The 13,801-nt window shown below is 37.4% G+C and carries 11 protein-coding genes and 1 pseudogene; 11 read left to right on the top strand and 1 reads right to left on the bottom strand.

Features of this window, described 5'->3' with window-relative positions:
* The first annotated feature begins 24 nt into the window (after positions 1-24).
* The 9 genes from ACPT8O_RS06740 (at position 25) to recD (ending at position 11,891) form a co-directional block, all read left to right on the top strand.
* Positions 25-510: an NlpC/P60 family protein gene (locus tag ACPT8O_RS06740; protein WP_005688175.1), complete on the top strand. Its 486-nt coding sequence runs from the start codon at positions 25-27 to the stop codon at positions 508-510.
* A 191-nt stretch (positions 511-701) separates the two neighbouring features.
* On the top strand, positions 702-2,381 hold the full coding sequence (locus ACPT8O_RS06735) for a solute:sodium symporter family transporter (protein ID WP_021035165.1): 1,680 nt from the start codon (positions 702-704) through the stop codon (positions 2,379-2,381).
* Positions 2,381-3,826: a sulfatase-like hydrolase/transferase gene (locus ACPT8O_RS06730; RefSeq protein WP_021035166.1), complete on the top strand. Its 1,446-nt coding sequence runs from the start codon at positions 2,381-2,383 to the stop codon at positions 3,824-3,826. Before ACPT8O_RS06735 ends, ACPT8O_RS06730 begins: the two co-directional genes overlap by 1 nt.
* A gap of 84 nt (positions 3,827-3,910) precedes the next feature.
* Positions 3,911-4,723, top strand: coding sequence for a D-hexose-6-phosphate mutarotase (locus ACPT8O_RS06725; RefSeq protein WP_021035167.1), 813 nt, complete (start codon positions 3,911-3,913; stop codon positions 4,721-4,723).
* Between the two features lie 129 nt (positions 4,724-4,852).
* Positions 4,853-5,398, top strand: a complete 546-nt coding sequence (infC, locus tag ACPT8O_RS06720) for a translation initiation factor IF-3 (protein ID WP_425613348.1) — start codon at positions 4,853-4,855, stop codon at positions 5,396-5,398.
* A 210-nt stretch (positions 5,399-5,608) separates the two neighbouring features.
* Positions 5,609-5,806 carry a 50S ribosomal protein L35 gene (gene rpmI, locus ACPT8O_RS06715; protein WP_005596065.1) on the top strand — a complete coding sequence of 66 codons (198 nt, stop codon included), beginning with the start codon at positions 5,609-5,611 and terminating at the stop codon, positions 5,804-5,806.
* A 65-nt stretch (positions 5,807-5,871) separates the two neighbouring features.
* Entirely contained in the window at positions 5,872-6,225 is a 354-nt protein-coding gene (rplT, locus tag ACPT8O_RS06710; protein WP_005596075.1) for a 50S ribosomal protein L20, read from the top strand.
* A 108-nt stretch (positions 6,226-6,333) separates the two neighbouring features.
* The gene (recB, locus tag ACPT8O_RS06705; RefSeq protein ID WP_425623316.1) at positions 6,334-9,969 is read left to right on the top strand and encodes an exodeoxyribonuclease V subunit beta; all 3,636 of its coding nucleotides are present in this window, start codon (positions 6,334-6,336) and stop codon (positions 9,967-9,969) included.
* On the top strand, positions 9,969-11,891 hold the full coding sequence (recD, locus tag ACPT8O_RS06700; RefSeq protein ID WP_021035169.1) for an exodeoxyribonuclease V subunit alpha: 1,923 nt from the start codon (positions 9,969-9,971) through the stop codon (positions 11,889-11,891). The genes recB and recD overlap by 1 nt, the downstream gene beginning before the upstream one ends.
* 45 nt (positions 11,892-11,936) lie before the next feature.
* On the opposite strand, the gene ybaK is transcribed toward recD, so the two are convergent.
* Positions 11,937-12,413: a Cys-tRNA(Pro) deacylase gene (ybaK, locus tag ACPT8O_RS06695; protein WP_021035170.1), complete on the bottom strand. Its 477-nt coding sequence runs from the start codon at positions 12,411-12,413 to the stop codon at positions 11,937-11,939.
* Positions 12,414-12,471: 58 nt separating this feature from the next.
* On the opposite strand from ybaK, the gene ACPT8O_RS06690 reads away from it, so the two are divergent.
* Complete coding sequence (locus ACPT8O_RS06690) at positions 12,472-13,425, top strand: oxidoreductase (protein WP_425623315.1); 954 nt, start codon at positions 12,472-12,474, stop codon at positions 13,423-13,425.
* 19 nt (positions 13,426-13,444) lie between these two features.
* Positions 13,445-13,800 (top strand): annotated as a pseudogene (locus ACPT8O_RS06685) (DsrE/DsrF/TusD sulfur relay family protein).
* Position 13,801: the final 1 nt, after the last annotated feature.

The following is a 13,801-nucleotide window of genomic DNA, read 5'->3' as shown; positions in this document are numbered from 1 at the left end:
ACCGCACTTTTCATATGAAAAGGTATGAAAGTATATAAATTATTTTTAATCGCTACTGCCTCGCTGTTTTTATTCGCTTGTTCCAGTTTTCAAAACGATGATTATGCGATGAACTATAAAGGTCAAATCGGCGATCCTATTATGGCCATAGCCATGTTGAGCGAACAACAACATGAATGGGCAGGTACACCTTATGTGCTCGGCGGTGTTTCACGCCGTGGGGTAGATTGTTCTGGTTTTGTGCAGAAAACTTTCTTCGATCGTTTTAATCTTCGTTTGCCTAGAAGCACTGTTGAACAAGCTAATTATGGTAAACATGTACGCAAAGAAGATATTCAAACTGGCGATTTAATTTTCTTTAAAACTGGCCGAGGCCCTAATGGTTATCATGTGGGGATTTATGTAAAAGAAGATAAATTCCTTCATGCTTCCACCAGAGGGGGAGTCGTCTATTCTTCAATGAATAACCCTTATTGGTCGAAAGCCTTCTGGCAAGTCAGACGGATTTAAAAAGTATAATGCTGGAATTTTCCAGCATTTTTTATTGTTTTTTCAACTGCCAGGAAATAAAAACCATTGAATTTATCTTCAATTATTATTTCTGTGATCCACCTCACAATCTTAATATGACAATTATCATAACCCTTTAGAGAGCGTTATATTATCTTTATGCTGTGTTAGTCGATATGGGAGAATAATATATGCTTATGACGATACTCAGCTTCCTCATTGTAACCACTGTGGTTGCGTATGTTTCTTGGTTAAAAACAAAAGGGGATGATTTAAAATCTTCAAAAGGGTATTTTTTGGCAGGGCGTGGGTTAAGCGGTTTAGTAATTGGCTGCTCAATGGTGCTGACATCGCTTTCAACTGAACAACTTATCGGTGTCAATGCGGTGTCCTATAAAGGTAATTTTTCCGTGATTGCTTGGACAGTTCCAACGGTTATTCCGCTTTGTTTCTTGGCTCTTTATATGCTGCCGAAATATTTGCGTAACGGTTACACCACTGTGCCGGAGTTTTTTGAAAGCCGTTTCGACCGTCAAACTCGCTTGATTATGTCCACGCTTTTCTTAGTGTTTTATCTTTTCATCGTAATTCCAACCGCACTTTACACAGGTGCAATCGCTTTCAATAAAATCTTCAACTTAGAGACTGCATTTGGTTTAAGTTATGGCGCTGCAATAACTTACACAGTTGTTGCCATTGGCGTTGTTGGGGCGATTTATGCAATTTTGGGTGGTTTAAAAGCGGTGGCAGTATCTGACACTATTAACGCGATTATTTTAGTCATTGGCGCATTGCTTGTCCCATTCTTTGCTTTGATGTATTTAGGTGATGGTAGTTTCTCTGAAGGTTTATACACAATCACAACAACGCACATTGAAAAATGGAATGCGATTGGTAGTGAAACCGATGCCACACCTTGGCCAACGATTTTCACCGGTATTATGGTTGTTCACTTTTTCTATTGGACAACAAACCAAGCTATCGTACAACGTTGCTTAGGTGCGAAAGACTTAAAATCTGGTCAAAAAGGGATTTTGATTGCGGCATTATTCTTATTAACTTTACCGATTATTTTAAATCTTCCAGGTTTATTGAGTTTCCATATTTTAGGCGAAGGTATCAATCCAATTGATGCGTCTTATCCATTACTCATAAACAAAGTATTGCCAACTTGGTTACAAGGTTTCTTTATTGCTGCATTATTTGGCGCAATTTTAAGTACCTTTAACTCATTCTTAAATTCAGCAGCAACCATTTACTGCAAAGATTTATTGCCATCTATCAGTAAAAAAGTGCGGTCAGAAGCAGAATTAATTTCTTACGCGAAAAAAGTGTCTACCATTATGGCAATTGTCACTATGATTTTCGCGCCATTACTCATGTTTGGTACAGATGGCATCTTCTTAATCACTAAACGTTTTGCAGGATTTGTGAATATTCCAATCGTTGCTTTATTTGCCGTAGGTATGTTTAACAAAACCGTATCTGGCAAAGCGGCACGTATTGCTTTACTTGCTCACGTTATCTTGTATTTCAGCATTGTTTGGGTGTTTAATGTCAAAATCAACTTTGTGTATGTTATGGGCGGATTATTCGTATTTGATGTTGTATTAATGCTCATCTTAGGACAATTCTTACGCCGCGAACCTTACATTGAAAACAAAGAAAACTTAGGCAACGTAGATTTAACCAACTGGAAATATTTAAAAGTGACTAGCGTATCCTTGATTTTAGGCTTAATCGCACTTTACACATTCCTTTCACCACTTGGTATGGCATCAGAAAATGGTAATCCATCAATGGTGCTTGGCGTATGGGCGGTGTTACAAATTATCCTGTTATTTGTTGTACGAAATAAAGAGGCGAAATAATGAACATTATTTACATTTTATTAGACCAAATTCGTAAAGATATGTTGGGGGCTTATGGTCACCAAATTGTGAAAACCCAGAATTTAGATCGATTGGCAAAAGAGGGCGTTCGCTTTAATAATGCTTTCACGCCAGCTTCTGTTTGTGGTCCTGCTCGCACTTCACTTTTTACTGGATTAATGCCGTCTTCTCACGGCATTATTAAAAATGGGGAAAAGGGCGGTATAGGCGAAATTAGCCAAGAAAAACCGAATATCGGTAAATTGGCTGGCTATAATACTTATGTTGTAGGAAAGTGGCACGTAGGTACGAAATCTGTACCTGAAGATTATGGGATTAAAGGGCATAACTTTGATGGTTATGGCTATCCTGGTAGTGGCGTATATAAAAATTTAGTCTTCAACCAACCGCCAACACATTCCAATCGTTATAAAAAATGGTTAGAAGAAAAGGGGTATGACATCCCAGAAGTAAGTCGTGCCTACTTTGGTGATAACCCGCATTTACGAGTACAAGAACTTTGCGGTTTACTCTCAGGTACAAAAAATCAAACTATCCCTTATTTCATCATTGATGAAGCGAAAAAATATATTCAAGAATCATTAGATGAAGGCAAACCATTTTTTGCATGGATAAACTTCTGGGGGCCACACACGCCTTGTATCGTGCCAGAACCTTATTATTCAATGTATCGAAAAGAAGATGTGGTACTGGATAAAAGTTTCTTTAAACCATTAGAGGGGAAACCAGGGCATTTCCGCACAATTTCAAAAATGTGGGGAATGTGGGAGGCGAGCGAAGATCATTGGAAAGAAGTCATCACAAAATTCTGGGGTTATATTACCTTAATTGATGATGCGATCGGTGAATTATTCGATTATCTTCAAAAACGCGGAATTTATGACCGCACTTTCTTGGTGGCTACGGCAGATCACGGCGATGCAATGGGCGCACATCGAATGATTGAAAAAGGGGAGTTTATGTTTGATACCACCTACAACATTCCGATGATTATCAAAGATCCAAACTCTAATCGTGTAAATCAAGAAGATGATAACCTTGTTTATCTTCACGATTTAACTTCAACGGTGTTCGATTTAGCCAATCAAAAAGTGCCAGAAAGTTTTGAAGGGCAGAGTATTCTCCCGATTATGCGCCAGCACCAAGATAATCAACGAAAAGGTGTGCTTGGTCAGCTCGCTGGGCATTTTGTGTATTTTGAACAACGTATGTGGCGTCGCAAAGATTACAAACTCGTATTTAATGCGACCGATGTGTGTGAACTTTATGATATACGTAACGATCCAGAAGAAATGCATAATTTATTCTATGATTCACAATATAACAGTATCAAAAAAGAGATGTTAGAAGAAATGCGTGCTGAGATGAAACGTCTGAATGACCCACTGGAAAATTGGGTTTATCGAATTATTGACGAAATTTAATTAAAGTCGTAGATTAAGGGCGTATCTGATACGCCTTTTGTTATCTCTGTACCTTATTTATCTTTTAAAACCACAGGAATAAACATGAAAACAACATTACTAAAAACACTGACACCAGAGCTTAATCTTGTTCAACATAACGACATTCCAGTTCTTCACTTAAAACATGCTGTTGGAACAGCAAAAATTTCCCTGCAAGGGGCACAGCTTATCAGTTGGAAACCGCAAAATGCGAAGCAAGATGTATTATGGCTAAGTGAAGTAGAGCCATTCAAAAATGGCAATGCTATTCGTGGTGGTGTACCGATTTGTTATCCTTGGTTTGGTGGCGTAAAACAACCTGCGCACGGTACAGCTCGTATTCGTTTATGGCAGTTGAGTCATTACTATATTTCAGTGCATAAAGTGCGGTTAGAATTTGAGTTGTTTTCTGATTTAAATATTATCGAAGCTAAAATTGTAATGATGTTCACAGACAAATGTCATTTAACTTTTACACATTATGGCGAAGAACTTGCACAAGCCGCATTGCATACTTATTTCAATATTGGGGATATTAATCGAGTGGAAGTACAAGGTTTACCTGAAACTTGTTTTAATAGCTTAAACCAACAACAAGAAAACGTTCCGTCACCGCGTCACATTTCTGAAAATGTTGATTGCATTTATTCTGCAGAAAAAATGCAGAATCAAATCGTAGATAAAAGTTTCAATCGTACGATTGCACTGCATCATCATAATGCAAGCCAATTTGTCCTTTGGAATCCTTGGCATAAAAAGACGAGTGGAATGAGTGAAACTGGCTATCAAACGATGTTGTGCTTAGAAACTGCTCGCATTCATCACTTGCTTAAATTTGGCGAAAGTTTAAGCGTAGAAATTTCCCTTAGAGGCTAAATTTTGTTGCATAAGTGGTGTGAATACTATAGAATTCGCAAGATTTTGCTCGTTCCTTACGGGCAACAAATTTGAAATCTTTTATTTTTAGCGAAAAGATTTTTACTATTAACCAATAGAAGGAATACGATTATTAAAACCGTAAAAAAAGCGCCGGCAGTAAATCGCCCAAACCGTATCAATGAAGAGATTCGTGTAAAAGAAGTTCGTTTAATTGACCAAGATGGTGAACAAGCAGGGATTGTTTCTATTCAACAAGCCCTAGAAATGGCAGAGCAAGCAGAACTTGATCTTGTTGAAATTAGCCCAAATGCTGAACCGCCTGTTTGCCGTATTATGAATTACGGTAAATTCCTTTACGAAAAAAGTAAAACCGCTAAAGAACAAAAGAAAAAACAAAAAGTTGTGCAAGTTAAGGAAATTAAATTCCGCCCAGGCACAGACGAAGGTGACTATCAAGTTAAATTACGTAGCTTAATCCGTTTCTTAGAAGACGGTGACAAAGCAAAAATTACCGTGCGTTTCCGCGGTCGTGAAATGGCTCACCAAGACATTGGCTTTGATGTCCTAGAGCGCGTAAAAAATGATTTAGCTGAAATTTCTGTGGTTGAATCTGCACCAGGTAAATTAGAAGGCCGTCAGGCTGTAATGGTGTTAGCACCTAAGAAAAAATAAGAATTTTGCTGAGATTTCTTAGCAAATCTTTTTGTTTAAGTTTGACTTAAATGAAAAGACAACTGCATGTTGGGCACACTACGCAGCCTAACTGCTTTTGAAAAGGCAATTTAATTTGCCTTATGATGGAAATGATCAGTGCTTCCAAGTAACTTTTTAAGTTCGCCTGATTATGTTGTTTTAAACGAAAAATGCGGAGTTATTTTAACAATGCCTAAAATCAAAACAGTACGCGGCGCAGCAAAGCGCTTCAAAAAAACTGCTTCTGGTGGTTTCAAGCGTAAACAATCTCACTTACGTCATATTTTGACTAAAAAAACAACTAAACGTAAACGTCATTTACGTCATAAATCAATGGTTGCGAAAGCAGACCAAGTTTTAGTAGTAGCTTGCTTACCATACGCATAAGCCGTTATTTAAGCAAAACGTACGATTAGTTCATTTTAGAAAAATATTACATAGGAGATTAAATAATGGCTCGTGTAAAACGTGGTGTTATTGCAAGAGCACGCCATAAGAAAGTTCTTAAGGCTGCTAAAGGTTATTATGGTGCACGTTCACGCGTGTATCGCGTTGCTTTCCAAGCGGTGATCAAAGCTGGTCAATACGCATATCGTGACCGTCGTCAACGTAAACGTCAATTCCGTCAATTATGGATTGCACGTATCAACGCTGCAGCGCGTCAAAACGGTTTATCTTACAGCAAATTCATCAACGGCTTGAAAAAAGCATCTGTTGAAATCGACCGTAAGATTCTTGCTGATATCGCTGTATTCGACAAAGTAGCGTTCGCTGCATTAGTTGAAAAAGCAAAATCTGCACTTTAATTTTTTAAAGTTTAGATAAAGAATTAGGACGCTGAAAAGCGTCCTTTTTTGCATTTATGGCTTCAAATTTTGTAAAATAATGCCATTAATTCTCATCTGTTAAAATCTATGGCCGAAACAATCCCACTGAATCCCATCACGTTGCCTTTAAATCAAATTAGCTTAATCGAAGCATCCGCTGGTACGGGGAAAACCTACACTATTGGATCTTTATATCTCCGACTTTTATTAAAGGCTGGAGAAAATAACTTTTCTCGTCCGTTAAATGTGGAAGAAATTTTGGTGGTAACCTTTACGGAAATGGCGACAGAAGAACTCAAGAAAAAAATTCGTGAGCGTATAACAGATGCGATTGATAAACTCACAGCCTTTGCAGAAACCAAAGATAAATCCTCATTTAAAAATGATGAATTTCTTACCGCACTTTCTCAGGATTTAGATATTTTTGAGGCAATTCATCGCTTGAAATTAGCCGAGCAAAATATGGATTTAGCGGCGATTTATACCATTCACGGTTTTTGTCGCCGTATGTTGATGCAATATGCTTTCCATTCTGGCATTCACTTCAATTTAGAATTAATAAAAGATCAATCTGATTTGTTGGTTCGTTTTGCTAATGAATTTTGGCGAGAGCATTTTTATCCGTTGGATTTTGAATCTGCGAATTTTATCGCGACAGAATTAGTATCACCAGCAAATGTGTTGTCTTTGTTGAAAGCGGATTTAGGTAAAGATTTGCAGGTGGAGATTGAAAATAAACAGGCGTTATCTGTACCAATACAAATCTTTTTACAGCAATATCTGGGGGGTTATCAAAAGGCGTTGAATGAATTAAAGGCATTTTGGTTAGAAAGTGCGGATGAAATTTCAGCGATTATTACCAATGAACTGAAGAAAGATTATCCAAAAGATCAGTTGAAATCGTTAAATCGTAAAAAGTACCAAGTAAAGCGTTTAGGGGATTGGATCAATAAAATCAATCAATGGTCAAATAACCCTAGAGATTATCAAATTAATACCACATTGAAAGACTATTTCCTACAATCATCTATTGAGAAAAATTGCGAAGAATCAACGGATAAAAATAAAGATAAAAAACCCGCAACGCCTTTTTATTCCCCGATTTTTGCAGAGCTTGAAAAGCGCGTTAATGCCTTAATGACACCAGATTTACTAAGCAAACTCACTCTTTATCATTATCGCCAAGGCCTACAACAAAAACTTTTAGACTATAAACTTAATCATCAAGAAAAATCTTTTGATGATTTATTGCGTTTGCTTTGTGAAGCCTTGCAAGGTGCGCAAGGAGATGAATTAGCGGAAATGATTCGTTTCCAATATCCTTTTGCGATGATTGATGAATTTCAGGATACGGATTCACAACAGTACGCTATTTTTTCAAAAATTTATCGTGATAATCCCGAAAAAAATACTGGTTTCATTATGATTGGCGATCCGAAGCAGGCGATTTATCGTTTCCGTGGTGCAGATATTTTTACTTATCTAAAAGCCTCAGACGAAGCTCAATCTCGCTTTGAACTCACTAAAAATTATCGGTCAGAGAAGCATTTGGTTGATGGTGTGAATGCTTTATTTGATTTTCCTCAATCGCCATTTATTTATCAAAATATTAACTTTACTGCTGTTGATTCTCGTGATGATCATCTGCGATTTTATTTAAACGGTAAAGCCGAACCTGCTTATCGTTTTTATCTAACTGAAAGTGACAAAGTGAATAAAGCTGAAATGGCAAAAATATGTGCTATTTCTATTCAACATTGGCTAAAAAGTGCGGCAGAAAATCAGGCAGTTTTTCAAAATGAAGATACCTGTAAAACCTTGCAAGCGGCGAATATTGCCGTATTGGTGCGTGATAAAAATGAAGCGGCTTTAGTAAAAAATGAATTGCAAAAATTAGGGATCGCGTCGGTTTATCTTTCTGATCAAAATAGCGTATTTGATAGCAATGTTGCGAAAGAATTAGCTTGGGTGCTAAAAGCCTGTTTGAATGTGGCAGAACGTCCAATTTTGAACGCAATTGCGACCGTACTTTTTGGCTTAAATGCAGCGGATATTCATCAAATTCAGCAAAATGAGGCAGACTGGCAACGTTGGGCAGATAGCTTTGCTCAATACCAACAAACTTGGCAACGCCAAGGAATATTGGCAATGTTACATCAAATTTTATTGGAGCAAGGCATTTCAGCGCGATTATTAAGCCAAGCAACAGGCGAGCGAGATTTAACGGATTTCCTACATTTGGCAGAAATTTTACAACAAGCTGCCACGCTACACGAAAGTGAAGCGGCATTGCTCAGTTGGTTTGAAAAGCAAATTCAAGGCGAAGGTCGTCAAGAGGCTCAAATTCGTTTAGAAAGTGAACGCCAGTTGGTAAAAATAGTGACAATCCATAAATCTAAAGGCTTAGAATACGATTTAGTTTGGCTACCATTTTTAGCTGTGCCGAGCAAAGATCCAAGTAAAAAAGACATCAATATTTATTATTCTAAAGAACGAGATGAAACCTTATGGGATATGGAAAATCGTAATTTAAACGCACTTTATGAAGAAACGTTTGCGGAGGAGTTACGTTTACTTTATGTGGCTTTAACCCGTGCCAAATATCAAATGGCGTTCGCTTTGCCTAGTCAATTTGATAAAAAATGGAATGCCTTACATTATGTATTAAGCCAAGGCGAAATAGGCAAAGAAATAAATTTGTCAGATTCTAAAAATACCGAGACGTTGTTGCAAGCCTTTAAAGAAAAAATGCGAGATAATGTGGAAATCTGTACTAAGCCAAATCTAGAGGATTTTACGGCTTTATCAATCAATATAAAAAATGATGATCTTAAAGCCGCAGAATTTACGGGCAATATTGAACAAGATTGGCGAATAACCAGTTTTACTTCAATTGAACAAGCACATCGCCGACAAAATTATTTCACTGAAAGTGCGGGTAAAAAACACGCTGTTTTTGATGACGCAAAAGATTACGATAACCAAAATGCTATTGAAATTTCGACCGCACTTTTAAACGAAAATGAATCAAGCATTTTAGATTTGCCACGAGGTAAACAAGTCGGGACGGCATTGCATCGCCATTTTGAAAATTGCTATTTTTCTGATTTAGCAAATACAGAAGAAATTGACAAATTAAGACAATCCTTACAGTTAGATGAAACCTTTACGGAGCCGCTACAAAATTGGCTACAACAGATTTCACATACGCCACTTTCTAATGAAATAGGAATAGCATTAGCTGATTTGGCAAATAAAGATTGTATTAAAGAAATGCCATTTTATCTGGCTATTCGGGAACATTTTGATGTTGAAGCATTTAATCGTGCTTTGAAAACCCATCATCATTTGCCAAGCGAGCCACTTCAATTTGAACAAATTCAAGGCATGGTGAGAGGTTCAATTGACTTAGTTTTCCGCCATAATGGGAAATATTATCTTGTTGATTATAAATCTAATTTCTTAGGTTCAACTCTTGCTGATTACAATCAAGAGGCATTGAAAAAAGAAATGTTACATAGTCACTATGATTGGCAATATTTAATTTATACGCTGACATTGAACCGTTATTTACAAAGCGTTGTGCCTCATTACGATTATGCGCGAGATTTCGGCGGGGTATTTTATCTTTTCTTACGTGGAATGAACGGTGAGCCACAATCTGGCGTATTTTATGATCGTCCAAGCGTTGAATTAATCACAGAATTAGACGGGGTGTTTTAATGTTATCCGTATTACAAAAACTTAAAGAGCAGGGCATTCTTTCTCAAGGTGATTATTATTTTGCTAAGTTGATAGCTGATAAACAATGTCATACGGATTATGCGGAACCAGTCAAAAATTTAGCCATATTATTAGCCGCACTTTGTAGCTGGCGTTATACGCAGGGAAATACTTGCAGCCAATTAGATCGCTATTTAGAACATAATTTATTTGGTTTGGTTTATCGCACCACAGAAGAAAACTATTTAGCAGAAATCCTTGAAAAGATTGGTTATTTAGCTGTGGAAGATTGGCAAAATGCGTTGTGCGGGCATATGGCATTTACGCAAGATCCCGTCAATCAAATTGTGCCAATGGCATTTCAATTTGGCGCGTTGTATTTCTATCGAGCTTGGCAAGATGAATATCGCATCGCACAATATATAAAAAACACCTTAAAAAATAACCGCACTTTAGCCTTTTCTTATGATGAAATTCGTCAAAAATTAGATAAATATTTCCCTGAAAAACAGGAAAAAACAGATTGGCAAAAAGTGGCAGTGGCAACGGCGATTAAAAATCCATTTTCGATTATTACAGGCGGCCCAGGAACAGGAAAAACAACCACAGTTACGCGTTTACTGCTCGTTCTACAAGAATTATTTGATTGTAAATTACATATCAAATTGGTTGCGCCGACTGGCAAGGCTGCCTCTCGTTTGGAAGAGTCGATTAAAAATGCGTTAGGTTTTATGCAAGAAAAAATGAATTTATCCGATTCACTTTTCAATGCGATTCCACAAAAAGCCAGTACCTTGCATAGTTTACTGGGCGTGAATGCCTTTAATGATTACACACGCTATAACAGTCATAACCCTTTGCAGTTGGATGTATTAGTTGTTGATGAAACATCAATGATTGATTTGCCGATGATGGTAAAACTTATCAATGCGTTAAAGCCCGAAACTCGATTAATTTTATTAGGCGATCAGGCGCAATTAGCCTCTGTTGAGGCGGGGGCAGTATTGGGGGAATTGGCACAATTTATTAATCAACCTTATAGTCATGAACAAGCTGCGTATTTACAAGTGACAACAGGCTATAAAGTGGAAGGTTCTGATTGTTCAAATCCAATACGTGATTGCTTATGCCATCTAACAGAAAGTCGCCGTTTTGATAAAGATTCAGGTATTGGCAAGTTAGCTGAATTCATTCAAAAAGGCAAAGCAGACGATAGCCTTGGGTTATTTGAACATTATCCGCAAGAATTGCACTTTAATGCCTTAAATGATGAAAGCGATGCGGTTAATCAAGTGGTAAAAAGTGCGGTGGAAAATTACCGCACTTTCTTAAAAATGTTGGATGATTTACGTAAACAAAAAATTGATCCTAACGTTAAAAATGAACAAGGCATTTCCTATGCCGAGGCTATTCAAGCGCAATTTAATTCTGTGAGATTTTTAACCGCACTTCGTAATAACAATTTAGGAGTTGAAAATCTCAATAAAGAAATCGCATTAGCGTTGCGAGAGGAAAAATTGCTCTGGTTCCGTAATGAACAAGATTGGTATATCGGCAAGCCAATTATGATTACTGAAAACGATCATAATGTTCGCCTTTATAACGGCGATATTGGACTTTGCTTGGCAAATGGTAAAGTATGGTTTGGCAATCGAGAAGTGCTGACAAGCCGAATTCCAGCACATGAACCTGCTTTTATGATGACGATTCATAAATCTCAAGGTTCTGAATTTGAACATACCGTCATGGTGCTTCCTACAGAAGTAAATCCAGTATTGTCGCGAGAATTAGTTTTCACGGGTGTCACTCGTGCGAAAAAAGAACTTACTGTATTTGCCGATGAAAAAATATGGAAAACAGCAATTCGCCAAACAGTGAGACGCCAGAGCGGATTGGGGAAATTATTGGAAGATTTAAATTAGTAAAAAGGCGGAATAAATCCGCCTTTAAATTTCTAAATTAACCACTTATTCATCAACGATATCAGTAAATTCTGCACCTAATACTTTTGCTAAATCTTGTGGTGAAATTTCTACACTTAGCCCCCGTTTTCCGCCTGAAACATAAATCGTTTCAAACTCAAGTGCGGTTAAATTTATCACAGTTTTCACGCGTTTCTTTTGACCCAGCGGGCTAATTCCCCCTACAAGATAACCTGTACTTTTTTGTGCTGCATCTTTATCTGCCATTTCTACTTTTTTCACACCGATAGATTTTGCCGCTTTCTTTAAATTCAGCATATTGGCCGTTGCAAGCACAAAACAAGCAAGTTTTTTCTGATCGCCATTTTCCGCCACAAGTAACGTTTTAAAAGAGCGGTTAGGATCAATGCCTAATTTTTCGGCCGCCTCATCACCAAAATGTTGATTGTTCGGATCATGATCATAAGTGTGCAAGGTAAAAGGAATTTTTTGTTTTTTAAGTAAATCAATTGCAGGTGTCATTATTTCGTTCTTGATTTTGGTGTAAAATAATGCCGATTATTTTACAGCGGAGAGAAAAATGGACGCAACCTTAAATATTGCGATAGCAGCAGAATTTGAATTAAGTGAAAAAATTGTAGAGCGTTTAGAACAAAGTGCGCTTGAAATTAGCAGCGTTTCTATTGTTGAAATAACACCTTTTGAAGAAGAACAAAATATTCGTTTTCGCAATAAAGGCGTTGAACAACTTTCCCCAAATGAAGTTGAATGGGCTGATTTTAATTATGTCTTTTTTGCAGGAAAACTTGAGCAAGTTTCCCATATTGCGCAAGCAGCAGAGCAGGGCTGTATTCTCATTGATATGTTAGGTGTTTGTAGTGCGCTTTCAGATGTGCCAGTTGTTGTCCCAACGGTAAATGAATCACAATTATTTGAACTGAGACAACGTAACATTGTTAGTTTGCCTGACCCACAAGTAAGCCAACTTGCTTTAACCCTTGCACCGATTTTACAAGAAACGAATCTTAATCAAGTGTTTGCCACCTCTTTATTGCCGGCTTCTTATACAGATGCGGAAACCGTGACTAAACTTGCGGGACAAACAGCCCGTTTATTAAATGGCATTCCATTGGACGAAGAAGATACGCGCTTAGCGTTTGATGTTTATCCACATCAAACACCTAGTTTATCTAATCAATTACAACGAATTTTTCCGCAATTAGAGCGTGCTACATTCCACGCAATCCAAGTGCCTGTATTTTATGGATTGGCACAAAAAGTCACCGCACTTTCAGATTATGATTTCGACTATCAGCCTCAAAATAGCGAGCTTATCGCTTTAGAAGAAACCTTAATTACGCCTGTGCTTAATGGAGAACAAGAAAATAGCGAAGAATCAGTAAAACTTCATTTAAGTCAAATAAGTGCGGTAGAAAATGGCGTAGAATTTTGGTCTGTGGCAGATGAACAACGCTTTAATCTCGCCTTGCTTTCAGTGAAATTATTGGAAGGAATTTATCAGCAAGGTTATTAATGAAATTAAGGAGAATAGTATGCAAAATATTCTATTTATTATCCATTCATCCCCTTATGGTGACGAACATTTTTTAGTGCATTACGTTTGGCGTTACAGTTGCAAGAGCAACATAAAAGTGCGGTTAATTTAAAAGTATTTTTAATGTCTGATGCGGTAACTGGCGGTTTAGCAAAACAAAATCCAGCAGAAGGGTATCATTTACAACAAATGTTGGAAATTTTAACAGCGCAAAGGGCGACAATTAAACTTTGTAAAACCTGTACAAATGCTCGTGGTATCACTGAACTGCCGTTGGCGGACGGTGTGGAAATCGGCACGTTAGCAGAGTTGGCAGACTGGACGATGGAAGCCGACAAAGTATTAAATTTTTAAT

Source organism: Haemophilus sp. HN_Hi08 (genome assembly GCF_049824455.1).
Classification (GTDB): domain Bacteria; phylum Pseudomonadota; class Gammaproteobacteria; order Enterobacterales; family Pasteurellaceae; genus Haemophilus; species Haemophilus influenzae_D.
This window is presented reverse-complemented; position numbering and strand designations above follow the sequence as displayed.